Origin of the sequence: Nonomuraea sp. NPDC049624, assembly GCF_040675255.1 — a bacterium.
In the GTDB taxonomy this organism is placed as follows: Bacteria; Actinomycetota; Actinomycetes; order Streptosporangiales; family Streptosporangiaceae; genus Nonomuraea.
The window spans coordinates 103384-125436 of the sequence record NZ_JBFAOR010000001.1 but is presented as its reverse complement, the minus strand read 5'-3'; the positions used below and the strand labels follow the sequence as shown (position 1 = coordinate 125436).

General features: G+C 72.5%; 22 protein-coding genes. 15 read left to right on the top strand and 7 right to left on the bottom strand.

What is annotated here, in order from left to right:
* Positions 1-72: 72 nt before the first annotated feature.
* Positions 73-1263 carry an aromatic acid exporter family protein gene (locus AB0J76_RS00720; protein WP_352319786.1) on the top strand — a complete coding sequence of 397 codons (1191 nt, stop codon included), beginning with the start codon at positions 73-75 and terminating at the stop codon, positions 1261-1263.
* Positions 1264-1363: 100 nt separating this feature from the next.
* Here the strand turns inward: AB0J76_RS00720 and AB0J76_RS00715 are convergent, their stop codons facing one another.
* The 3 genes from AB0J76_RS00715 to AB0J76_RS00705 form a co-directional block, all read right to left on the bottom strand.
* Positions 1364-1732 carry a hypothetical protein gene (locus tag AB0J76_RS00715; RefSeq protein ID WP_352319784.1) on the bottom strand — a complete coding sequence of 123 codons (369 nt, stop codon included), beginning with the start codon at positions 1730-1732 and terminating at the stop codon, positions 1364-1366.
* Between the two features lie 101 nt (positions 1733-1833).
* Positions 1834-5280 (bottom strand): tetratricopeptide repeat protein, encoded by a 3447-nt coding sequence (locus AB0J76_RS00710; RefSeq protein WP_352319782.1) that lies wholly within the window; start codon positions 5278-5280, stop codon positions 1834-1836.
* 104 nt (positions 5281-5384) lie between these two features.
* Positions 5385-6077 (bottom strand): response regulator transcription factor, encoded by a 693-nt coding sequence (locus AB0J76_RS00705; protein ID WP_352319780.1) that lies wholly within the window; start codon positions 6075-6077, stop codon positions 5385-5387.
* 176 nt (positions 6078-6253) lie between these two features.
* Here AB0J76_RS00705 and AB0J76_RS00700 point away from each other — a divergent pair, with 176 nt between their 5' ends.
* The 11 genes from AB0J76_RS00700 to AB0J76_RS00650 all read left to right on the top strand — a co-directional run bounded on the left by AB0J76_RS00700 (position 6254) and on the right by AB0J76_RS00650 (position 12234).
* Positions 6254-6505 (top strand): MoaD/ThiS family protein, encoded by a 252-nt coding sequence (locus tag AB0J76_RS00700; protein ID WP_352319778.1) that lies wholly within the window; start codon positions 6254-6256, stop codon positions 6503-6505.
* Between the two features lie 72 nt (positions 6506-6577).
* Positions 6578-7243, top strand: coding sequence for a DUF2993 domain-containing protein (locus tag AB0J76_RS00695; protein ID WP_352319776.1), 666 nt, complete (start codon positions 6578-6580; stop codon positions 7241-7243).
* 37 nt (positions 7244-7280) lie between these two features.
* Complete coding sequence (locus tag AB0J76_RS00690; protein WP_125643242.1) at positions 7281-7793, top strand: sigma-70 family RNA polymerase sigma factor; 513 nt, start codon at positions 7281-7283, stop codon at positions 7791-7793.
* On the top strand, positions 7793-8608 hold the full coding sequence (locus AB0J76_RS00685; protein WP_352319774.1) for a zf-HC2 domain-containing protein: 816 nt from the start codon (positions 7793-7795) through the stop codon (positions 8606-8608). The genes AB0J76_RS00690 and AB0J76_RS00685 overlap by 1 nt, the downstream gene beginning before the upstream one ends.
* Positions 8609-8752: 144 nt before the next feature.
* Positions 8753-9094 (top strand): thioredoxin family protein, encoded by a 342-nt coding sequence (locus AB0J76_RS00680; RefSeq protein ID WP_352319846.1) that lies wholly within the window; start codon positions 8753-8755, stop codon positions 9092-9094.
* A 32-nt stretch (positions 9095-9126) separates the two neighbouring features.
* Positions 9127-9210, top strand: coding sequence for a putative leader peptide (locus AB0J76_RS00675; RefSeq protein WP_350668905.1), 84 nt, complete (start codon positions 9127-9129; stop codon positions 9208-9210).
* Between the two features lie 58 nt (positions 9211-9268).
* The gene (locus tag AB0J76_RS00670; protein WP_352319773.1) at positions 9269-9682 is read left to right on the top strand and encodes a DUF4395 domain-containing protein; all 414 of its coding nucleotides are present in this window, start codon (positions 9269-9271) and stop codon (positions 9680-9682) included.
* The gene (locus AB0J76_RS00665) at positions 9679-10518 is read left to right on the top strand and encodes a sulfurtransferase (protein WP_352319771.1); all 840 of its coding nucleotides are present in this window, start codon (positions 9679-9681) and stop codon (positions 10516-10518) included. Before AB0J76_RS00670 ends, AB0J76_RS00665 begins: the two co-directional genes overlap by 4 nt.
* A complete protein-coding gene (locus AB0J76_RS00660) occupies positions 10518-10820 on the top strand; it encodes a DUF1416 domain-containing protein (RefSeq protein WP_352319769.1) in 303 nt (100 codons plus the stop codon). The genes AB0J76_RS00665 and AB0J76_RS00660 overlap by 1 nt, the downstream gene beginning before the upstream one ends.
* Before the next feature lie 104 nt (positions 10821-10924).
* Positions 10925-11485 carry a sigma-70 family RNA polymerase sigma factor gene (locus AB0J76_RS00655; RefSeq protein ID WP_352319767.1) on the top strand — a complete coding sequence of 187 codons (561 nt, stop codon included), beginning with the start codon at positions 10925-10927 and terminating at the stop codon, positions 11483-11485.
* Positions 11482-12234 carry a methylated-DNA--[protein]-cysteine S-methyltransferase gene (locus AB0J76_RS00650; RefSeq protein WP_352319765.1) on the top strand — a complete coding sequence of 251 codons (753 nt, stop codon included), beginning with the start codon at positions 11482-11484 and terminating at the stop codon, positions 12232-12234. The genes AB0J76_RS00655 and AB0J76_RS00650 overlap by 4 nt, the downstream gene beginning before the upstream one ends.
* Here the strand turns inward: AB0J76_RS00650 and AB0J76_RS00645 are convergent.
* Complete coding sequence (locus tag AB0J76_RS00645) at positions 12210-12764, bottom strand: XRE family transcriptional regulator (protein ID WP_352319763.1); 555 nt, start codon at positions 12762-12764, stop codon at positions 12210-12212. The two genes, AB0J76_RS00650 and AB0J76_RS00645, sit on opposite strands and share 25 nt — an antisense overlap.
* Positions 12765-12989: 225 nt before the next feature.
* Here AB0J76_RS00645 and AB0J76_RS00640 point away from each other — a divergent pair, with 225 nt between their 5' ends.
* Complete coding sequence (locus AB0J76_RS00640; RefSeq protein ID WP_352319761.1) at positions 12990-14231, top strand: hypothetical protein; 1242 nt, start codon at positions 12990-12992, stop codon at positions 14229-14231.
* On the opposite strand, the gene AB0J76_RS00635 is transcribed toward AB0J76_RS00640, so the two are convergent.
* From AB0J76_RS00635 to AB0J76_RS00625, 3 genes are all read right to left on the bottom strand, one after another.
* Positions 14218-14967 (bottom strand): hypothetical protein, encoded by a 750-nt coding sequence (locus AB0J76_RS00635; RefSeq protein ID WP_352319759.1) that lies wholly within the window; start codon positions 14965-14967, stop codon positions 14218-14220. The genes AB0J76_RS00640 and AB0J76_RS00635 overlap by 14 nt on opposite strands.
* A gap of 568 nt (positions 14968-15535) precedes the next feature.
* Positions 15536-16189, bottom strand: coding sequence for a hypothetical protein (locus tag AB0J76_RS00630; RefSeq protein WP_352319757.1), 654 nt, complete (start codon positions 16187-16189; stop codon positions 15536-15538).
* Complete coding sequence (locus AB0J76_RS00625) at positions 16186-16854, bottom strand: hypothetical protein (RefSeq protein ID WP_352319755.1); 669 nt, start codon at positions 16852-16854, stop codon at positions 16186-16188. Before AB0J76_RS00625 ends, AB0J76_RS00630 begins: the two co-directional genes overlap by 4 nt.
* Positions 16855-17023: 169 nt before the next feature.
* Between AB0J76_RS00625 and AB0J76_RS00620 the strand changes: the two genes are divergently transcribed.
* Complete coding sequence (locus AB0J76_RS00620; RefSeq protein ID WP_364388308.1) at positions 17024-18967, top strand: hypothetical protein; 1944 nt, start codon at positions 17024-17026, stop codon at positions 18965-18967.
* A 73-nt stretch (positions 18968-19040) separates the two neighbouring features.
* The gene (locus tag AB0J76_RS00615) at positions 19041-22010 is read left to right on the top strand and encodes an ATP-binding protein (protein ID WP_352319751.1); all 2970 of its coding nucleotides are present in this window, start codon (positions 19041-19043) and stop codon (positions 22008-22010) included.
* The last annotated feature ends 43 nt before the right edge of the window (positions 22011-22053 follow it).

Sequence of the window (22053 nt, the reverse complement as noted above, 5' to 3'; positions counted from 1 at the left end):
GCGCCACAACCTTGCCGCTACCCAGGCACGGCGACCTCTATCCACCGCTCGAATGGGCATTGACCTGGGAGTATGAACAAAGAGCCGGGGCGCAAGCAGCAGAGCGCCGGCGCGCCGCTCGGGCGGATCGTCTCGGGCGCGGCGGCCGGGCTCGCGCGCCTGCGCGCCCAGGGGTTCCGGGAGTGGCTGAGGGCCGAACGGGAGGCGTTCGCCCAGACGGTCAAGGTGACGCTGGCCTGCGTGTTCGGGTGGTGGCTCGCCACGTTCGCGCTGAAGGTGCCGCTGCCCGTGCTGGTGCCGATCGGGGTGCTGCTCACGGTCTCGGCGACCGCCTACAGCACGGTCGTACGCGGGTTCCAGCAGGTCGGGGCGGTCGTGGTGGGGGTGGCGGCGGCGTCGGGGCTGATCTGGCTGATGGGCGTCAACGCGCTGACGCTGGGCGTGCTGGTGGCGGCCGGGCTCGTGCTGACCCGGCTGCTCAACCTGCCGGCCCAGAACGTGCAGATCCCGATCACCGCCCTGCTGGTGCTCTCGCTCGGCCGCACGTACGGCTTCGCGCGCCTGGCCGACGTCCTGCTCGGCGCGGCCATCGGCATCGCGGCGAACCTGCTCATCCTGCCGCCGCGCTTCGTCGAGCACGCCGCCAGGCAGTTGTGCGACATGTCGGCCGAGCTGGCCGACCTGGCCCAGGACATGGCCGACGGGCTGAGCGGCCACTGGACCGAGGACATGGCCCGCGACTGGCTCGACCGCGCCCGCGAGCTGTCCCAGCGCCTGGAGGAGACCAAGGACACCGCCGACCAGGCGGCCGAATCCCTGCGCCTGACCTTCCGCCGGCGGCGCCGCTACGACCGGCGCCTGCGCCAGTCGGCCGAGGCCGCGACCTGCCTCGACCACGCCGGGCACCAGCTCAGGAGCATCGCGCGCGGGCTGGTGGACCTGATCGCCGGCGCCCGCGGCCTGCCCGGCGAGAAGGCCGCCGACCTGCCCGAACCCCTGGCCGGCGAGCTGCGCGCGCTGTCGCGCATCTTCCGTGACTTCGGCCTGATCCAGGTGGGCAAGGCCGCGTCCAGGGACATGGCGAACCTGTGCGCGGCCCTGCGCGAGGGCGAGCACCAGCAGCGCCACCTGGCCGCCGAGCTGGCCGGCTCCCCGCCCAAGGGCCCCCTGTGGCCCCTGTACGGCGCCCTGCTCGACGACTGCGCCAGGATCCGCCACGAGTTCGACCCCGACACCGGCCCCCACCAGTCCGCCTTCCCCTGACCCCGCCCCTGCCCCCGCCACTGACCCCCGCCTTCCCCTGACGCCGGCCCGACCGGGCCGACGACACCCTCGCCGAGGTCGTCCGCCGCCGTGCCCCCGTTCAGGCCAGGAGCAGCGCGGTGACGAACTGGAGCAGGTGCCAGGCCACGTACGCGGCCAGCGAGCAGAACGCCCACTCCTTGCTCCTGCTCACCCGCGCCACCCAGACCAGCACCTCCACCGGTTCGGACCGCGGCCTGACCGCCCGTGCCGCGAAGTAGGCCGCCATCAGCCAGGCCGCCCCCGACGCGGTGAGCAGCCCGACCGAGAGGGCGACCAGCACCCCCGGCCCGGCCGGCGGGTCACCCGGCGAGAGCTGACGGGTCCAGGCCGCCAGCACCCCGGCCAGCAGGCCGAGCGTGACCCGCCGATCCCTGCGCGCCTGTCGCTTGAGTGACTGCAGGTCTCGGCGCATGTGGTGCTTGAGCATCCGGATCACCTCCGTGTCGTCGCTGGTGGCACCAGCTAACGAGAAGGCGCGGAGAAGATCTGCGACCTCACTTCCGAGATTTCCCGACTTTTAGCGGCTTTTCAGGAGAGCTCCCGCAGCTCCTGCGCCGCCCGCCGGCCCTCGAAGACGTCCCCCACCTCGTCCAGCGTGCGCACCGCCTCGGCCAGATGGGCCACCGCCGCCGCGCGGTCCCCGAGCCTGGCGGTGATCAGGCCGAGCGCCCTCAGCGCGCACCCCAGGTCGCGCCGCGTCCCGCACTCCAGGTGCACGTCCCTGGCCTGCTTGGCGTGCACCAGCGCCTCCTCGGCCCGGTCCAGGTCGAGCAGCACCATGGCCAGCGTCGTGAGCGCCGCCCCCCACCGGTCCCTGGTGCCGGTCTCGTTCTGCAGCTCGGCGGTCTGCCTGGCGTACTCCAGGGCCGCCGCGGGCTCGCCGCCCGTGTGCAGGGCCTGCGCGATCGACAGCAGCGCGCTGGCCCTGTTGTCGCCCGTCTCCTCCCTGAGCGCCAGCGAGGCCCGCGCTGCCCGCAGCGCCTGCTCGTGCCACCCCAGCGACAGGTACGTGTACGCCAGCGTCTCCTGCACGTCGGCCTCGGCCCGCCGGTTGCCCAGCCCCTGGACCAGGTCCAGGGCCTCCAGCGCGTACACGAAGGCCACCTGCGGCTGGCCCTGGCGGCGGCGCACCCGGGCCAGCCGGTTGAGCATGCGGGCCTCGACGGGCTCGTCGCGGATCACCCGGCTGATCCCGAGCGCCTGGTTCAGGTAGTCGTCGGCGCGCAGGTAGTCCGACAGCCGCCAGTGCACCAGCCCGATGTCGCCGAGCGTCTCGGCCTTGCCCTGCTCGTGGTGGAGCTCGACCTGCACCGCCAGCGCCTGCTCGTAGCAGGCCAGCGCCTCGTCGTAGCGCGAGCCGTTGCGCGCGATGCGGCCCAGGGCGCACAACGCCCGTCCGCAGCCGTGTTGGTCGCCGGTGGCCGTGTACCCGGCCAGGGCGCGTTCGGCGTCGCGGCGGGCGTCCTGCTGCAGCCGGAGCCGGTCGTAGATCTCGGCCAGGCAGAGCAGCGTCTCGGCCTCGGCGTGCTCGTCGCCCAGCTCGTGGCAGATCGACAACGCCTCCAGGCCCTCCGACAGCGCCGCGTCCGGTTCGCCCAGGCTCTGCCGGACCCGGGCCGAGACGATCAGGCTCTGCGCGGTGCCCCTGCGGTCGCCCAGCTCCTCCCGCACGCGCAGCGCCTGGCCGGCGAACCGCAGCGCCAGGTCGTGCCGTTCCCGCGACAGGTGCAGCAGGGCGAGCGTGTGCAGGCACGTCGCCACGCCGGCCAGGTCGCCGATCTCCTGGTACACCTCCAGCGCCTCGCCCGCGCGGCGCAGCGCCGCGTCCCTGTTGCCCGCGATGCCGTGCACCTCGGCCAGGTCGTTGAGCGCGCGGGCCAGCCCCGCGCGGTCGCCCAGCGAGGTGAAGTCGGCCAGCGCCTCGCCGATGAATCTGGCCGCCAGCGTGGACGGCCCGATGTCGCGGTGGATCGAGCCGAGATGGCTGCGCATGAGCGCGACGGCCCGCCGGTTGCCCACCTGGATGGCCGAGGTCAGCCCGGCCTGCTGCACCTCCAGGTTGTTCTCGTAGTACCGCAGCCTTCTGAACGGCTCGAACACCGCCTCGGCGAGCTGCCAGGCCATCCCGTACGCGCCGCTCTCCTCGGCCAGCCGCACCGCCGAGACCAGCGACCGCCGCTCGGCCTCGAACCACTCGCGCGGCGTGTCCGGCCCCGTCGCGACCGCCAGGTAGTGGTCGAGCAGCCGCACCCTGGCCTCGCGCACCCCCGCCTCGGCGTGCCGGCCGAGTTCCCTGGCCTGCCACTTGACCAGGTCGTGCACCCGGTACCGCGACCCGGGCAGCGGCTCGACCAGGTACGCCCGGTGCAGCCCCTCGACCGCCGCGACCGCCTCGCCCACCGGCACGCCCAGCGCCGCCGCCAGCACCTCCGGCGCGAAGTCCCGTCCGGGAAGCAGCCCGACGTGCCGGAAGGCCCGCCGCTGGGCGGGGCTCAGCGACTCGTACGCCAGGTCCAGCGCCGACCTGAACGCCTCCTCCGGGTCCCCGGCCAGCGGCCGGTCCGGCGTACGCAGCTCCGCCGCCCGCGCCCGCACACTCAGCCCCGGATCCTCGGCCAGCTTGGCCGCCGAGATCCGCAACGCGTACGGATGGTACGAGCACACCCGGGCCAGCTCGGCCAGCGCGTCCCGGTCGGCGGCCCGCGGCGAGCCCTCGCCGAGCACCGACACCAGCAGCGCCACCGCGTTGCCCGGGTCGAGCACCGACAGGTCCATGAGGTCGGCGTGCCCGGTGGCGCGCAGCGGCGCCATCCGCGTCCTGCTGGTCACCAGCACCACGCAGTCCTTGCCGCCCGGCAGCAGCGCCCGCACCTGGGCCGGGTCGGCCGCGTTGTCCAGGACGAGCAGCAGCCTGCGCCCGGCGATCCTGCTGCGGTAGAGCAGCATCAGCTCGGCCTCGTCGGAGGCCGGCATGTGCTCGCCGACGCCGAGCGAGCGCAGGATCTGCCCGAGCGCCTCGGCCGAGCTCATGGGCGGCTGGGTCGGCGAGTGGCCGCGCAGGTCGATCATGATCTGGCCGTCGGGGAACCGATCGGCGTGCAGGTGGCCCCAGTGCGTCACCAGCGCGGTCTTGCCCACGCCGGTCAGGCCCTGCACGACCATGGTGTTCGTCCGCCGCGGCCGGTCCAGCCAGGCCGTGAGCAGGTCGAGGCTCTGCTGGCGGCCGGTGAAGTCGGACACGTCGGCGGGCAGCTGGCGCGGCTTCGGCAGCTCGCCGACCGGCAGCGGCCCGGCCTGCGCGCCCGGCCGCGTGAGGAACGGCGTCACCCGGCCGCGCCACGGCTCGGACAGGTGCTCCCAGGCCCCCGCGGCCTCGCGCAGCGCCACCGGGTCGGCGATCCGCAGCCTCCGGTACCCCGGCCGCACCAGCCAGCCGCGCCTGACCCACTGCGTGAGCTGCCGCTGCACGACGTCGGGCGCGCTGCCCACGAGATCGGCCAGCGTCTCCATGGACAGCGGGGGCGCGGTGGGGGAGGCCAGCTCGTACCGCTCGTCCAGGTGCAGCAGCCACACGGCCAGACGGGCGGCGACCGGGGCCCGGGCCAGCGCCTCGTGCCTGCGGGCCGCCAGGTTCCTGGCGAACAGCTCCTGGACGAGCGCGGTCGCCACTGCCGGGCCCGCCGAGGCGTGCTCGCGTAACCGCCGCAGGTCGATGGGCCAGGCCCGGACCTCGGTCAGGGCGTCCACCTTGACGCGCTCGCCGGGGCTCCAGAAGGCCAGCTCGCCCACCAGGTCGCCGGGGCCGCGCAGGTCGTGCACGACCTCCCGGTCGCCGCCGGGGACGTGCTCGCGGGCGTACCCGTGGTCGATCAGGTGGACGCGGTTGACCGGCCGGACCGGCGAGCAGATCAGCTCGCCGCGGCGGAAGAGGCGAAGGCTCGCGCCCTCGTCCACGAGTGACCTGAACAGACCCACGCCGCCACCACCACCAATCTTGGGGACGGCGGTGTCCTCGACATGACAGGTTGGAAACAGTCCCAACGACAAAGTGTCACATCAGGCGAACACGGGTCAACGGATCACACGTGCGCCGAATCGCTGCGATCGGGCACGAACCGGTAGCCGACGTTGCGGACGGTCCCGATCAGCGACTCGTTCTCGGTGCCCAGCTTGGCGCGCAGCCGCCGGACGTGCACGTCGACCGTCCGAGTGCCGCCGAAGTAGTCGTAGCCCCAGACCTCCTGCAGGAGCTGGGCGCGGGTGAAGACCCGGCCGGGATGCTGGGCCAGGTACTTCAGCAGCTCGAACTCCTTGAACGTCAGGTCGAGCACGTTCCCGCGCAGCCGCGCGGTGTAGGTGGCCTCGTCGATCGACAGGTCGCCGCTGCGGATCTCGTCGGGGACGTCCTCGGCGGCGGCCTGCGACCTGCGCCCGGTCGCCATGCGCAGCCGCGCCTCCACCTCGGCGGGCCCGGCGGTCTCCAGCAGCACGTCGTCGACCCCCCACTCGGCGGTCATCGCGGCCAGGCCGCCCTCGGTCACCACCACCAGCAGCGGGCAGTCGATGCCCGTGGTGCGGATCAACCGGCACAGGCTCTTGGCCTGCACGAGCTCCTTACGCGCGTCGACGACGACGGCGTCGGCGGGCGGCGTGTCGATGAGCACCGACGCCTCGGCCGGCGAGACACGGACGGAGTGGAGCAGCAACCCCAGCGCCGGCAGCACCTCGGAGGACGGCTCGAGGGCGTTGGTCAGCAGCAGCAGGTTGCTCATCACGGCCTCCTCTAACACACAAGGACCCGGAGGCGACGTCGCCCAGGTCCTGTACGCGAGGATATCCCACGGCTTAGTCGCGTCCATTGCGCGTCCACCAGATGAACAGCGGGCCCTTTGAAACAGGCGTGTTAAGGGCGTCGCACAATAGAGCGAAGGCGATTGTGAGGCAACGCGTGGCCACAGGAAAAGTACGTTATTGGGCGGCGGCCAAGGAGGCCGCCGGAGTCGCGGAAGAGTCGTTCGAGGCGGCGACTCTTGAGGAACTGATGACCAAAATCACACAGAACAGGGCCGAGCTCGCCCGGGTGGTCGGCCGTTCGTCGTTCCTCGTGGACGGCGCCCCCGTGGGCCGGCGCGCCCACGACACGGTGGTGCTCGGCGAGGGCGTCACGGTGGAGGTGCTGCCGCCCTTCGCCGGCGGGTGATCGACGGCTCCGGCGGGGAAGGAGACCGCCGGATCGATAGGCTCGACACCCCCGCCGACGACAGGGAGCCCCATGCGCAAGCTGATCATCTTTCTGATCGTGCTGGTCGTCCTCTTCGTCGTGGTCGACCGCGTCGCCGTCGCCGGGGTGGAGCGTGACCTGTCCAACCGGATCGCCGCCGCCACCGACCTCAGCGGCACCCCCAAGGTGACGATCGAGGGCATCCCGTTTCTCACTCAGGCCGTCTCGGGGCACTATCCCGAGGTACGGTTCGATCTCGGCACCCTCACCTACGGAGGCGTGCCGGTGAAGAACCTGCGCGGCGTCGCCTACGACGTGACCGCCCCGCTGTCCGACGTGCTGCAGAACCGTGCCGACGTCCGGGCTGGGCGGGTCACCGTGAGCGGCGTGCTCACCCGGGCCACGATCGACAAGTACGCGCCCCGGGGCATCAAGATCAGCGGCAACGGGCGGCGGCTCGTGGCGTCGGGAGAGGTGACGGTGGGGGTGCAGAAGGTGCAGTTCACCGCCGAGATGCGGGTCGACGTGGCCGACGGCGCCATCAGGCTCCAGGCGGAGAAGATCCAGGGCGTGCCCGACCAGCTCGCCCGCTTCGTCACCTACACGATCCCGTTCAAGGGCGGCCTGCCCTTCGACGTGAAGATCACCGGGGTCAAGAACGTGGCCGACGGATTGGAGTTCTCGGCCGAAGCGTCTGACGTGCCGATCCGTGGATGAGCCTGAACCGCTGCGGCCCCCCGTACGTGATGAGGGCGTGAGCGCAGCAGGCACCGCGGACGAGGAGCTCGTACGCACCCTCTTCGACGAGCACGCCGGGCCACTCTACGGGTACGTGCTGCGACTCACCGGTGATTCCGGACGTGCGGAGGACGTGGTGCAGGAGACGCTGCTGCGGGCCTGGCGGCACCCCGACGCGCTCTCCGGCCGTCCCATCCGGGCCTGGCTGTTCACGGTGGCGCGTAACCTCGTGGTCGACCAGCACCGCGCCAAGAAGGCCAGGCCGCAGGAGACCGGCGACGAGGCCCTCGCGGTGCTGCCTGCCGACGACGAGCTGGAACGGGCGGTCGAGTCGTGGGCCGTGGCCGAGGCGCTGGCCGCGCTGCGGCCCGAGCACCGCGAGGTGCTGCTGGAGGTCTACTACCGGGGGCGATCGGTGAAGGAGGCGTCGGCGACGCTGGGCATACCGCCGGGCACGGTCAAGTCGCGCACCTACTACGCGCTGCGCGCGCTCAAGCTGGCGCTCGAAGAGCGGGGGCTGGCGCCGTGATGACCTGCGAAGAAGTGCGCATCGCCATGGGCGCGCACGCCTTGGGCGCGCTCGAACCCGACGAGGCGCTGGAGATCGACAACCACCTGGCCACCTGCGAGAGCTGCGGCGCCGAGCTGCTCGAACTCGAAGGCGTCGCCGCCTTCCTCGGCAAGGTGTCCGAGCGCGACGTCGAGCTGGTGGCCAGCCCGCCGCGCCAGGTGCTCGACCGGCTGCTCAACGCCCGCGCCAGGCGCCACCGGCGCGGCCGGGTCATGCTGGCCGTGGCCGCCTCCGTCGCGGTGATCGCCGTCGGCGGCACGGTCTGGAGCGTCACCCGGCAGGACGTCACGCAGCAGACCGCGGCCGCGCCCGCGGCCGCCCCCCAGTCCTCCGCGGCCGCGAAGTCGCCGGAGACCGAGGGCTTCGTCGCCAGCGACGCCGCGCCCGACGCCCAGCTCAGGAAGGCCGTCCCGTCGCCGAGCGCGATGCCCACCACGGCCCTGAGCACCACCGGCGACGGCCGGGCGTTCAAGGGCGAGAACCGGGCGAGGGACTACTACGCCACGGTCTACGCCCTGCCCGGCGACGGGCGCACCGAGCTGCTGGTGACCGTGCGGAACGTGCCGGTCGGCACCGCCTGCAGCCTGGCCGTCTACGACGACAGGGGGCGGCGCGAGGTCGCCGGGAGCTGGACCGTCAGCCGCGCGAGCTACCGGGAGGAGACCGTCTTCCAGATGGCGACGCCGGTGCCCATGCGGCGCATCGACCGCTTCGAGGTCGTCGACCGGCGGGGACGCGTCCTGGTGAACGTCGCCGGCCCGGCCAGGAAGTAATCGCGGCCGCCCGTGGTTGGCCCTGAGGTGACGGGTCTGTGGATCGCGCTGGCGACGCTGGCGCTCGGCACGGTGATCGGGGTGGTTCGTCTGCGCCGCGACGGACGGGTGCGCGCGGCGGCCGGGGAACGGCTGACCGCGGACATGCTGGGCGCCGCGATGGGCGAGCGGGCCACGCTGGTGCAGTTCTCGACCGCGTTCTGCCAGCCCTGCCGGGCGACCAGGCGGGTGCTGGCCGACGTGAGCGCGCTCGTGCCTGGGGTGGCGCACGTGGAGATCGACGCCGAGTCCCGGCTCGATCTGGTAAGGCGATTCGACGTCATGCGCACGCCCACTGTGTTTGTGCTGGATCCGTCAGGCAATGTGGTCAAAAAGGCCTCTGGCCAGCCACGGAAGGCTGACGTGCTGGCCGCGCTGGCAGCCGCGATCCCCTCCGGGGAGTCACGGCCGTCTCACGAACTGTCTCAGAACTCGGACGAGATGTGACAGATGGCGAGACGACGAGTAGGGTCGTCGCTATGAACCCGTCGACAGAGCTGCTCACGAAGCGGCGCGCGGTTGATTTCTGCCGCGTGGCCACCGCGCTCTGTCGCGCTGCCTGAGGACGGTCACCGCGGACATCTGGTCCGCCCCAATCGACCCCTTCAGGAGCATCCTGCGATGCGTGCTGATCCCAGAGCGCTGCGCTTCGGCGCGGCCGTCACCACCTTGGTCCTCGCTCTCGTCCTCGTGACGGGGAGCGCGTGGCTGCTCGCCGTCCAGGCGGTGGTCTTCGCGCTGGGAGTCGCGCGCCGCTCGCCGTACACGATGCTCTTCAAGGCGCTCGTCAGGAGCGCGCCGAAGGAGACCGAAGACGCCCGCCCGCCGCGGTTCGCGCAGGGGGTGGGGCTGCTCTTCGCGGTCGCGGGGCTGGCCGGGTTCGCCGCCGGGATCACACCGCTGGCCCTCGGGGCCACGGCCGCGGCTCTCCTCGCCGCCTTCCTCAACGCAGCCTTCGGATTCTGCCTCGGCTGCGAAACGTACCTGCTCATTCGCCGTCTACTGCCCGCCGCCAAAATGGAGGTTTCCCAATGAGCCGCTCCGCCGCCCTGGTGGACGCCGACTGGGTCGAGGCCAACCTCGACACGCCCAACGTCGTACTCGTCGAGGTCGACGAAGACGTCAGCGCCTACGACAAGGGCCACATCCGTGGCGCCGTGAAGGTCGACTGGCGGCAGGACCTGCAGGACCCGGTCCGCCGCGACTTCGTGGACAAGACCGGTTTCGAGGCTCTGCTGTCGGACCGCGGCATTTCCAACGATGACACCGTCGTGCTCTACGGCGGCAACAACAACTGGTTCGCCGCCTACGCCTACTGGTACTTCAAGCTCTACGGCCACCAGGACGTCAAGCTGCTCGACGGCGGGCGCAAGAAGTGGGAGCTCGACTCCCGCGAGCTGGTCCGCGACGTGCCCGAGCGCGCCAAGACCCAGTACGTCGCCCAGGAGCAGGACACCGCGATCCGCGCCTTCCGCGACGACGTGGTCGCCGCGATCGGCAAGCTCAACCTGGTCGACGTGCGCTCGCCCGACGAGTTCACCGGCAAGCTGCTCGCCCCGGCCCACCTCCCGCAGGAGCAGGCGCAGCGCGGCGGCCACGTGCCCACCGCCCGCAACATCCCGTGGTCCAAGGCCGCGAACGACGACGGCACCTTCAAGTCCGACGACGCGCTGCGCGCCCTCTACGGCGAGGCCGGCGTCGACTTCGGCAAGGACACCATCGCCTACTGCCGCATCGGCGAGCGCTCGGCGCACACCTGGTTCGTGCTGCACGAGCTCCTCGACCAGGGCAACGTGAAGAACTACGACGGTTCGTGGACGGAATACGGCTCGCTCGTGGGCGTGCCGATCGAGCTGGGGGAGGCCCGCTGATGACCGCTGCACAGGGTTGCGGAGCGCCGGAGCAGACCATCGCGCTGCCGGCCGGGATCGATCTGTCCAACCAGGCCGTCATCCAGGGCGTGGTGACGGGCGCCACCACCGCCTACGCGCGGCTGCTCGACCACTCCGGCGAGTTCACCGGTGAGGTCGTCGTCTCCGACGACGGCGTCTTCCGCTTCTTCGCCGCGCCCGGCGACTGGACCGTCCGCATCATCGCCGGCGGCGGCGTCACCCGCGACGTTCAGGTGGAGGCCAGGCTGGGTGAGGTCTCCCAGCTCGCGGTCGCCGTCTGAGCCCAGACAGCGCCGAGACGGGGCCCGTGTCCACACCGGACACGGGCCCCGTTCCCGTTCCGGGCGAGCGCAACGAAACCCGGCGCTGCGGTGTTGTAGAGGGCGTGAGTGGAACCGACTGTCTCGACCCGGTGCGCAAGGCGCTCCTCGACGACCTCGACGAGGGCTTCGCCGAGCTGTACGCCGCCCACCGCGGCCTGGTCTTCTCGACCGCGCTGCGGCTGAGCGGGCGCTGGGCCGACGCCGAGGACCTCACCGCCGAGGCGTTCCTGCGGGCGTACCGGGCACTGGCGGGCTACGAGCCCGACCGCCTGGCCGCGCTGCAGCCGCGGGCCTGGCTGATGACGATCCTCATGAACATCTGGCGCAACTGCGCCAGGGCGAAATCCCGCAAACCGCCACCCGACCTGCGTGACGAGCCCGTCGACGAGCCCGACCCCGCCCAGGACGTCGAGGAGGCGGCGGTCCGCAGGGAGACCGGCGACGAGCTGTCGGAGCTGCTCGGCCTGCTGCCCGACGAACAGCGGGCCGCCGTGGTGCTCAGGCACGTCGTCGACCTGCCGGTCAGCGAGATCGCCACCGTGCTCAGGATTCCGCAGGGCACGGTCAAGTCGCACGTGTCGCGAGGGCTGCGGCGGCTGCGCGAACTGGGAGGTGCCCGATGAACGACGATTCACTGCTGGCCGGGCTGGCCGCGCTGGCCACCGACGCGCCCGCCGGACTGCTCGACCGGATCGCCGCCCGCTGGGTGAGCGTGCCCGCGCCGATCGGCGAGCTGCGGGTGGCCTTCACCGACCAGGGCGTGGCGTACGTGCACACCGGCGACGACTTCGCCGCCTCGTTCAGGAAACGCTTCGGCCGGCCGCTGCTGGCCGCCGACCGGCCGCCCGCGGGGCTGGTGCCCGCGCTGCGCACCGGCCGTCTCGGCAAGGTGCCGCTGGACCTGCGCGGCGTCAGCGGCTTCCAGCGTGACGTGCTCGACGCGGTCAGGACGATCCCGAGGGGCGAGGTCAGGCCGTACTCGTGGGTGGCCGAGCAGATCGGGCGTCCGCGGGCCGTACGCGCGGTGGGGACGGCGCTCGGCGCCAACCCGGTGCCGCTGCTCGTGCCGTGCCACCGGGTCGTCAGGTCCGACGGCGTGACCGGCGACTACGTGTTCGGCCGGGTGGCCAAGGAACGGCTGCTGCTGGCCGAGGGCGTCGACCTGGACCGGGTGCGCGCCCTCGCCGGGGAGCGGGTGTTCTACCTGGCCAGCGACACCACCGGCGTGGTGTGCTTCCCGACCTGCCACAACGCCCGCCGGATCACCCCCGCGCACCGGCACGGCTTCCGCAGCGTCGCCCAGGCCAGGGCGGCCGGCTACCGGCCGTGCCGCACCTGCCGGCCGGCTCAGGCGGGCGGCTTGGCCGGGTAACGCATCAGGAGGGTGGCGCGCACGACGTCGGGGCCGTGCGCGCGGTAGCCGTGGGGGACGTCGGCGAGCCAGGAGATGTGGTCGCCCGGCCCGGCCGTGAGCGGCTCGTGGATCGGGCCGGCGCTGAGCGTGCCGGTGAAGACCGTGACGTGCTCGCTCACCCCCTTGTGGTGGGCGGGCGAGGTCTGCGTGACGCCCGGGGGCACGCGGACGCGGTAGAGCTCGTAGGTGACGCTGTCGTCCTCGAAGACCTCCAGCAGGTCGGCCTCGATGGCGGTGCCGCGCATGGTCCGCGGCTCGGGCGGCGAGTCGAGTATCGCCCCGATGGGCACGCCGAGCTGCGCGGTGATCGCCCAGAGCGTCTCCAGCGTGGGGTTGCGGGTGCCGGTCTCGACGCCGGACAGCGTGGCCTTCCCGATGCCCGCCCGCTTGGCGAGCTCGGACAGCGAGACTCCGCGCGCCTGGCGCAGCCGTCGCAGCCGGTCGCCGACGACGGCGGGGTCCTGGTCGAAGGCGGGCAGCGGGTCCATAACGCCATCGTGCCGCACGGCTCGTCCGGTGTGACCGCCTCCCGGGGACCGAATCGTCGTTTCCCGCCTTCGCCACTGCTCAGGAGTGGCCTGGAAACACCCTGGCCACAGGCTGTCCACGGGTTGCGGCTGCGGCGTAAGGGACGGACCGCTACGATTCAGCAGATGTCCGGATCGACAGGTGTGATGGCGCCGCCCCGACCTGGGCCTACGCCGGCTCAGCGGATGCCGTCGCCGTACTCGCTGCCCCTGCACGCGCTGCGCCTCGCGGGGAAATGCGCGCTGCCGCTGATCCTCTGGTACGCGGCGGGCCAGGTCGTGCGCTTCGTCCTGCTGTACGCCGCCACCGAACTCGCCTACGGCGACCTGCGACAGCTCCGGCTGGTGGGCACGGTCACCTTCCTGACCCTGATCGTCCTCGCGGCGATGACGGTCACCACGGGCATGCTCTACACCCTGCGCGGCGCGCTGTGGGAGATGCGCGCGAGGAGGGAGGAGGGCGTCGAGGACGAGCGCTTCTTCCGGGTGCTGGACCGGGTGGCCCCCGCCTTCGCCGTGCTCTACCTGTCGTGGGGCTGGCACGTGGAGGACGCCCGCGCCCTGCAGCGCATGGACCTGAACCACCACTTCTACGACATGCAGTCGGCGGCCTGGTTCGGCGAGGAGACCCCCGTCGGCAAGGGCCTCACCGACCTCGACTGGCGGGTCTCGCTGGGCGCGATGGTCGTGCTGTTCGGCCTGAAGTGGCTGTTCGCCAAGCTCGTGGAGCAGGGCAAGGGCAAGCTGTACGGCTTCGGCGCCGCCTTCTCCGAATTCGCCTTCGTCTTCTACGGCCTGAACGCCACCGTCGCCATCGCCGGGCTGCGCTCGGAGTGGGTGGAGCACCGCAGCGTGGTCGCCGGCACCAACGACCTGCTGGAGCAGGCGGAGAAGAGCGTGCCGCTGTGGAAGACGGTCACGGACGCGGTGAGCGACTTCTGGCCGTTCTTCATCGGCGGCGTCGCCGTCCCGCTGGCCTGGCTGACCGTGGCGATGCTGGTGTTCGGCGCCTACTCCGACGAGACCCGCAGCCTGGTCAAGGGCACCCGGCTCGAACGGGGCGTGGATCGGCTGGAGGACAGCCACGACCTCACCAAGAGGACGTTCGACCAGCTCACCGGCGGCTTCCGGGACCGCTGGCTGCCGCTGGCCAACTCCCTGCGGATGATCGCCAAGGGCGGCGCGCCGCTGTTCGGCATGATGTGCCTGAGCTACGTCGCCCTGACCGTGGGCGCCGAGTACGCCGAGCGCGCCGTGGTGACGCTCGTCGGCGCGCAGGCCGACTGGGTGTGGGCGTACAAGCAGGGGCCCCTGGCGTTCGTGAGCGGGCTGGTCGTGACCGTGCTCACCATGGCGCTGCTGGCGGCCACGTACGACCTGGCCGCCACGCGGGCCCGGCTCAAGGGCGAGCCGCTCACCGACGTGTGAACCGCAGCGCGTCCACCTCCGCTTTGCCGACCTTCTCCCGCTTGAAGAAGTCCGCCGTCGGGGTGTCGGAGCGGTAGTCGCTGACCCTGAAGGAGAGCTCGACTTCGTTCGCGACCGGCGTCGGCACGATGGCCATGCCCTCGAACTTGTACTCCTTGCCCAGCTCCAGCCGGTCCGTCGGGCGGTCGCCCGGAGTGAACTCCACCGTCCAGGTCCGGCCGGAGCGGTCCTCCAGCTTGGCCCGGTCCGGCGGGGCGGTCATGGTGGCGCTGGACTCGTCGAGGAGCTTCTGGGTGATGTCCACCTTCAGCCAGGTGACCTCGGGGCCGTGCTTGCTGCCCTCGGGGGCCTGGACGGCCTTCAGGGCCGCCTTCCACTCGATGTGGTGGACCTTGCCCGACTGGCCGGGGGCGACGGCGACCTCGTTGACCTTGACGCCGTCGGTGATGGTCGTGTCGTAGAAGCGGTAGCCGTCGTAGGTGTTGAGGCCCATCGCGACGATGGACGCCACGGCGGCGCCCACGGCGACCAGGATCACCCGGCCGCGCCTGGGCGGGCGGGCGTCCTGCGGGCTCGCCGGCGGCTGCTGCGCGGGGGGCGCCGCGGCCGCGGCCGCGGCCGGGGAGCGCTGCGGGGACGGCACGGCCATGCCGGGCCGGATGGCGGGCAGCGGCTGGGTGCTGCGCCCTGAGGACTCGCGGGGGGCGGGCGGCCACACCTGCTGGTCCGGATGCACGAACCGCCCCCGCCCTGGTCCACCGGGCATCCCCTGGCCGCCGGAAGCCGTGGGGCCGCCGGGCATCCCGGCGCCGGCGGGTGCGGCCGGTCCGCCCGGCGTTCCAGGGCCGGGCTGCTGCGCGCCGCCACGGCCGGGAGGCCGCGCGTCGTGACCGGGAGGCGCCCCCGCGGGGCCGGGCGGGGGAGCCGCGTGGCCGGCGAGGGCGGGGCCCGAGGGGTCGGGGCCGTAGCCGGGAGGCGGCGTGGGACGGGCCGGCGGCGGGGTGGCGCGGTCGCGCGGCGAGCCCGTACGGCGGCGTCGGGGCCTGGCGGGCAGCGGCGCCTGCGGCGACGGCGGTATCGGCCCGGTCCCAGGCTGCGGCGACGGCGGTATCGATCCGGCTCCGGGCTGCGGCGCAGGCGGCATCGGTCCGGCTCCGGGCTGCGGCGACGGCGGTGACGGCGGGTCCGCGGGTGCGGGGGGAGGCGGGGGAGGCGGGAAGGCCGAGGGGGCCGGGGCGGGGTCCTCGGGGTGGTGGTCGGTCCTGGGGGCGAACCAGTCGCGCTCGTTCGTGCTCACAGTGCGATCACTTCTTGACGGTGGAGTAGACGGCCTGCGGCGAGGCCGCGAGCTTGCGCGCGGCCTCCTCGTCGAGCCCGAGGTCGATCTCGACCTCCGGCTGGAACGGCTCCTCCAGCATCTCGGCCGGCAAGCCGAAGATCACCCGCGCCCCCGGCAGCGCCGATGAAGGAACCTCGAAGAAGAACCGCCCGCTGACCCAGATGTCGGGCTGCACCCACGTGTTCGCCAGCGTCAGAGTGCTCGCCACGCGGTCGGTGGCCTGGAACTTCTTGCCGTCCGCGGTCAGCAGCTGCGGCTGCCCCAGGTGGTACGGCTTGAGGCTCGACTTGGCCGAGGCGTTGACCACGAGGAACAGGTTGTCCGTCGTGATGGTCTGGTCGCTGTTCTGGATCGTCCTGGTGGCCAGGAACGAGTCGAGCCGGACGGTGAACCGCCGGGCGTCCACGTCCTCGCCCTTGGCGCCCGTGTAGGTCGCCTTGGCTCTCGCCTCGTTGGCGGAAAGGTGGAACGTCTGCAGCCCGACGGCGGCGGCCGCCAGCAGCAGCCCGGCGCAGGCGTTGAGCACCTTGGAGCCGCCGCCCGGCCCGCGTCCGGCACGGCGGCCGGGACGCTCAGGACGCTCGGGGACGGCCGAGGAACGCGGCTGGGTGGCGGTCATGCCCCCTCACCCGCCTTGACCGGCAGCGTCACGCGGGCCTTCACCTCGGGGTAGTACTTGTTGTCCTTCTCCTTGGCGACCATCTTCCAGCGCAGCTGCTCGTCCTGGAAACCGGAGACGTACTCGAAGGTGGCCACGTCGAGCGTGATCTTGTCCGGAGGACGTTCGGTCGCGCCGAGCCGGTACCGGACGAGCACCTGGCTGGTCACGCCGGGGTGGAGCTGCCGGGTCTCGTCGCCCTTGTCCAGGGCGTAGACGAAGGGCCCCGACTCCTTCGGGAACTTGGGGCTGATGGCGACGAGCGAGTCGGCGAAGAACATGCCGAGCCACGCCTTGTCCGGCTCGGCGGGGTCGGGGGGCAGGCCGACGCTGGAGGTCTCGTCGCCCTTGTTGGTGACCTCGAAGACCAGCTCCACGAACCGCTTGTCCTCGTCGAACTGCGTCTTGGCCCGCTCGACCTTGACCCGCGACTCGACGAAGCGCGTGGAGTAACGGCCCTGGTCGAGCGTCGCGCCCTGGCCGAGCAGGTCCGGGCCCTTGTCGGGGGCCTCGTTCAACCCGCCCAGCAAGGCCGTGATGCCGACGGCCGTGACCGCCACGAGAGCCACGATGGGCACCGCCACCGGGCGTCTCGGCCTCGTGCTGTCGCCGGAGGGTTCCGTCATGGGTATGGATGGTAATAGGTCACGGTTGCCCCATCTGCCGCAATGGTCCCTTCTGGCGGGGGGAATTGCCGCGAACCCTGCCGCTACGGGGGTGGAAGCTCATACGCTGTCACGGAGCGGAAAAGGGCTGGCCCCTGCAACTAACGACATATCGCGGCCGGAGGGTCACGTGGCGGACGTGCATCCCGAGCATGCCCAGCTCCAGGCGGACCGCATCTACCTGGGGTGGCAGTACATCCTGCTGCATCCCGACCCGGGGCCGCCGCCCAAGCGTCCCTCGCCCGAGAAGGAGCCGGCGCCGGACGCGGAGTCGTCCGGCCGGCGGGCGGCCGAGGCACTGCGCCGCGAGCGGCTCCAGGAGGACATGCTCAACCGGCCCGTACGCGCCATCCGGGCCATCAGCCTGACCATGTCCGCGCTGATCCTCGTGGCCGCGGTCAGCGGCTACCTCGGGTGGTCGTTCGCGCTCCTCGGGCTGGTCGCGGCCGGCGGCGTGGCCGGCATCTGCACCTACGCCCTGCTCCAGGGCGACCGGGCGGTCCGCTACCGAGTGCTCGAACAGCAGGCCAGGGACGACCGGCAACGTCAGGAACGTGACAAAGAGCTGTTCCGCGCCCAGGAGGAGCACGCCCGGCGCTACCGCGACTGGCAGGAGTCGAAGGAACGCCACGAACGCCAGCTCACCTGGTACGCCGTCGCCGTCCCCGACGAGATCGACCGCATCGACGTGGCCGGCGGCACGCTGCCCGGCTGGTCCGCGCTCATCACCCTGCTCGGCGCCACCCGGCTCTACAGCGGCGGCCACCTGACCGTGCTCGACCTGTCGGAGGGCGCGATCGCCAAAGACCTGATCGAGCTGGCCCGCAAGGGCGGCGACGACCCGCTGGTCTGGGTGCTGCCGGTCGACCTGCCGAAGCTCGACCTCGGGGCCACGCTCAAGCCGGAGGCGTTCGCCGACGTGCTGGCCCACGTGGTGAGCGTGAGCGAGGAGCACCGCACCACCCGCGACCTCAGCTTCGACAACGCCATCCTGGAACGGGTGCTCGAAGTGCTCGGCGAGAACGCCACCATCAGCCAGGTCACCGCCGCCCTGCGGGCCCTGGCCCAGGTCGGCGACCCGCGGGACGACCTGCGCTTCGGCCTGATCACCGCGACCCAGCTCGAACGCATCGGCACGCTGTTCGGCCGCGGCGTGAGCGACCGGGTGGTGATCGAGCGTGCCTGGGCCCTGGAGTCGCAGCTGCGCAAGCTGGAGACGCTCGGCACCCAGGCGGTGCGGCTGCCGCCCGCCCGGCTGCGCGTGGTGAGCATGGACCGGCAGGCCGGCGTGTTCGGCAACCGGGTGCTCGGCACGTACGTGGCCACCGCGCTCACCCACATCCTGCGCCAGTCGCCCGCCTCCGACCGGCCCTGGTACCACACGATCATCGTGGCGGGCGCCGACAAGCTCCGCGGCGACGTGCTCGACCGGCTCATGGACGCGTGCGAGACCTCGCGTACCGGGCTGGTGCTGACGTACCGGAGCCTGACCCCCACCGTGAAGGAGCGGCTGGGGCGCGGCCACGCGGCCGTGGCGTTCATGCGCCTCGGCAACGCCGAGGACGCCCGGGTCGCCAGCGAGCACGTCGGCACCGAGCACCGGCTGGAGCTGGCCCAGCTCACCGAGACGATCAGCGACGCCCTGCCGGGCCTCGACGGCGGCTACACCTCCACCATCTCCCAGGTGGACGACGCCCGCCATGACCGCGGCGACGGCCACGCCGACCTGGTCGAGGACATCACCGAGTCCACCGAGTGGGGCCGGACGGCCGACAAGATCTCCGAGACCGAGCGCGTGCTCCACCGCTCGCGCGAGTTCCTGGTCGAGCCGCACCAGCTCCAGCAGCTCCCCACGACGTCCGTGATCGTCACCGACGCGACCGCCGAGGGCAGGCGGGTGCGGCTGGCCGACGCCAACCCGGCCATCCTCACCTTCCCCAAGACCACGCTCGGCGACCTGGAGGAGGTGCGCGAGGCCGTGCTCGCCCTGGAGGCCAAGGACGAGGGCGAGGAGCCGCCACCCAACCTCGGGCCACCACCGCCACGCCTTGACTGGCGCAAGGGCAGGCAATGACCTGGTCAAGGGCGTGGTGAGGAGCTGACGATCAGCGGGATTTTACTGAGAACCGACTGTGGGGGAATTGAAGATGCAGCCGAGTGTCTCGCTGAGCGGGCCCTGGTATCGGATCCAGTCGATCGCCGCACCCTCGCGAAGCTCGTCGGCGGAATGGGATTTCGTCACCGTGCTGCCCGCCGTGTTGTCGGCGGCGCAGCGTGACCGGCCGTTCGTCATCGGGTGGCTGTCGCGGGGTTCCGGCGCGCCGCTCGAACTGATCACCAATGCCGGCCCGCTCTCGCCGCCGCGCCAGCCGCGCCGGGCGACCGACGTGCCCGGCCTGCCGACCGGGCCCCAGCCGCTGCTGTTCCCGGGCGGCGCGCGGGGGATCGAGCTGGACGAGGAGTACCTGGCCGACCTCGCCGACCTGGTCTGGACGCCGTGCCCCGGCCGGCAGGCGCCGCCGCTGGGCGGGCGGGGGCGCGAGTTCGCCGGGTCCGACCCCGACGAGCTGAAGCGGCCCACGTTGTTCGAGTCGACGCTGGTCACGCTCATGTCGCGGCCGTTCGCCTGGCTGGTGGTGGCCGAGCCGACCGACCTGCTCGACGCCGAGGTGGCGCACCTGCGCACCCAGCTCAACGTCCTGCGGCAGTACGGCGACGCCTCCGAGCGCTCCCGGTTCGACGCCGAGCGGGCCGAGCGCCGCATGCAGGAGCTCGACGCCTTCCGCGAGGCCGGCCTGTGGAACGTGCGCGTGCTGGCCGGCGGGGCCACCGCCGAGGAGCTGCGGCAGATCGCGCCCGTGCTCGTCGGGTCGGTCGAGATGAGCCACCACCCGTACCGGCTGCGCAGCGCGCACGGCGCGGTCTACGCGCTGTCGGAGGCCCTGGCCATCACCATGCAGGACCCGGCCGACGGCGCCGCCGCGCCCTTCGCGGCCACCGCCGGGGCGCTCGCCGCGCTGGCCGGGCTGCCCAGGCGCGAGGTGCCCGGCGTACGCGTGCTCGACTCCGGCTTCTTCGACGTGACGTCCGAGGCCGACGGCGGCGAGCTGGAGCTGGGCGAGATCCTCGACGGCCAGGACAGAGGCGTGGGCAGCTTCCGGGTGCCCCTGGCCACGCTCAACAGGCACGCCTTCGTCACCGGCGCGACCGGCTCGGGCAAGTCCCAGACCGTCCGGCACCTGCTGGAGCAGCTCAGCGAGGCGCGCATCCCGTGGCTGGCCATCGAGCCGGCCAAGTCCGAGTACGCGGCCATGGCCGGCCGCATCGCCGACCCGGTGACGGTGATCAACCCCTCGGCCCCGGAGGGCGTGCCGCTCAGCGTCAACCCGCTCGAACCCGAGCCCGGCTACCCCGTCCAGGCGCACATCGACATGATTCGGGCGCTGTTCATGGCCGCCTTCGACGCCGAGGAGCCGTTCCCGCAGATCATGTCGCTGTCCCTGCAACGGGTCTACGAGGCCACCGGCTGGGACGTCGTGACCGGCGGCGCCGTGCCCGGCTCGAACGTCCCGCCCAGCGTGCCGACGCTCGAACAGCTCCAGCAGCACGCCATGGACGTCATCAAGGAGATCGGCTACGGCCGCGAGGTCCAGGCCGACGTCGAGGGCTTCATCTCGCTCCGGCTGCGGTCGTTGCGGGTCGGCTCGGCCGGGCGCTTCTTCGAGGGCGGCCACCCGGCCGACATCGGCGGCCTGCTGGAACGCAACGTCGTCCTGGCCATCGAGGACGTCGCCAACGACGAGGACAAGGCGTTCCTCATGGGCACGCTGATCATCCGGATCGTCGAGCACCTGCGCATGCGGGCCAGGAAGGAGAAGTCGGCCGGGCTGCGGCACGTCATCGTGATCGAGGAGGCCCACCGGCTGCTGCGCGACCGCGGCCACGGCCGGGCCTCCACGCACGCCGTCGAGCTGCTGGCCGGCCTGCTCGCCGAGATCAGGGCGTACGGCGAGGGCATCGTGGTGGCCGAGCAGATCCCGACCAAGCTCGTCTCCGACGTCGTGAAGAACACCGCGCTGAAGGTCGTCCACCGGCTGCCCGCCGAGGACGACAGGAAGCTCGTCGGCGCGGCCATGAACCTCAGCGACGAGCAGTCCAGGCACGTCGTCTCGCTCCAGCCGGGCTCGGCCGCGGTCTTCGCCGACGGCATGGACCGGCCGCTGCGGGTGCGCGTCCCGCTGGGCGAGTCGCGGGAGAAGCCGCTGCCGGGCCCCCAGCCGCCCATCCGCGGGCGCAGGTCGGCCGCGTGCGGGGCGCAGTGCCGTACCGGCCAGGCGTGCACCCTGGTGGAGCTCAGGGAGGCCGACGTGCTCGCCGACGGGCCCGACTGGGCCTGGCTGCGCATCTGGTGCGACACGGTCGTGCTCGCCTTCGTCAGCAACCGGCCGCTGCCCGGCGTGCCGCGCGCCCTGTCGGCCGCCTGGAGCGAGCTGCCCGCCCGCCGCCGCGAGTGCCTGCTGGCCACGCTGGTCGAACGCGCCGTCCAGCGGCGGGCCTGGTCGTTGCGGAGCTGGTTCGACCCGGCGCTGCTCACCGAGAAGGCCGCCGAGGTCGCCGCGCGGCTGCTGTCGGGGGCCGAGCCCGGCGGCGATCGTCCGGGCGCGTCGTGGGTGATCCCGCAGGTGCGCTGGCTGCACGAGGTCGACCGGCTCTTCCCGTACGGCCAGCCCGCCCCCAACCTGCGCAGCCCGGCCCCGCCCATGGAGTACGCCCTGTTCCGCCAGTCCAACGGCAACGGCACGGCCGACCTGGTGCACGCCGAGCTGCTCGGCCACCGCGCCAAGGCCCTGCGCCACCACCCGCTGTCCATGGAGGTGGACCACAACCGGGCCCTGGCCTGGCGGGTCATCCTGGGCGACGACGAGAACGAGAGCGTGCAGCGCGACATCACGAACGTGGCGATCGGCATCGAGGCGTCGGCCAGGATCAGGCACGTCGGCCAGACGATGGGCGCGGGCTGGCTGGAGGGGGTGCTGTCGTGGCCGCAGCGGTTCGTCCTGCCGTTCGACCACGGGGGCGCCCCGGAGATCGCCTTCGTCGACGCCCCCTCGGCCTGACGCCCCCTCGGCCTGACGCCCCTTCACCCTGGAGCTCCCTGGA

Coding starts and splice junctions, on each gene's coding strand:
- AB0J76_RS00720 (WP_352319786.1), top strand. CDS start 73: ATGAACAAAGAGCCGGGGCGCAAGCAGCAGAGCGCCGGCGCGCCGCTC.
- AB0J76_RS00715 (WP_352319784.1), bottom strand. CDS start 1,732: ATGCTCAAGCACCACATGCGCCGAGACCTGCAGTCACTCAAGCGACAG.
- AB0J76_RS00705 (WP_352319780.1), bottom strand. CDS start 6,077: ATGAGCAACCTGCTGCTGCTGACCAACGCCCTCGAGCCGTCCTCCGAG.
- AB0J76_RS00695 (WP_352319776.1), top strand. CDS start 6,578: ATGCGCAAGCTGATCATCTTTCTGATCGTGCTGGTCGTCCTCTTCGTC.
- AB0J76_RS00685 (WP_352319774.1), top strand. CDS start 7,793: ATGACCTGCGAAGAAGTGCGCATCGCCATGGGCGCGCACGCCTTGGGC.
- AB0J76_RS00680 (WP_352319846.1), top strand. CDS start 8,753: ATGCTGGGCGCCGCGATGGGCGAGCGGGCCACGCTGGTGCAGTTCTCG.
- AB0J76_RS00675 (WP_350668905.1), top strand. CDS start 9,127: ATGAACCCGTCGACAGAGCTGCTCACGAAGCGGCGCGCGGTTGATTTC.
- AB0J76_RS00670 (WP_352319773.1), top strand. CDS start 9,269: ATGCGTGCTGATCCCAGAGCGCTGCGCTTCGGCGCGGCCGTCACCACC.
- AB0J76_RS00665 (WP_352319771.1), top strand. CDS start 9,679: ATGAGCCGCTCCGCCGCCCTGGTGGACGCCGACTGGGTCGAGGCCAAC.
- AB0J76_RS00660 (WP_352319769.1), top strand. CDS start 10,518: ATGACCGCTGCACAGGGTTGCGGAGCGCCGGAGCAGACCATCGCGCTG.
- AB0J76_RS00650 (WP_352319765.1), top strand. CDS start 11,482: ATGAACGACGATTCACTGCTGGCCGGGCTGGCCGCGCTGGCCACCGAC.
- AB0J76_RS00645 (WP_352319763.1), bottom strand. CDS start 12,764: ATGGACCCGCTGCCCGCCTTCGACCAGGACCCCGCCGTCGTCGGCGAC.
- AB0J76_RS00640 (WP_352319761.1), top strand. CDS start 12,990: ATGCCGTCGCCGTACTCGCTGCCCCTGCACGCGCTGCGCCTCGCGGGG.
- AB0J76_RS00630 (WP_352319757.1), bottom strand. CDS start 16,189: ATGACCGCCACCCAGCCGCGTTCCTCGGCCGTCCCCGAGCGTCCTGAG.
- AB0J76_RS00625 (WP_352319755.1), bottom strand. CDS start 16,854: ATGACGGAACCCTCCGGCGACAGCACGAGGCCGAGACGCCCGGTGGCG.
- AB0J76_RS00615 (WP_352319751.1), top strand. CDS start 19,041: ATGCAGCCGAGTGTCTCGCTGAGCGGGCCCTGGTATCGGATCCAGTCG.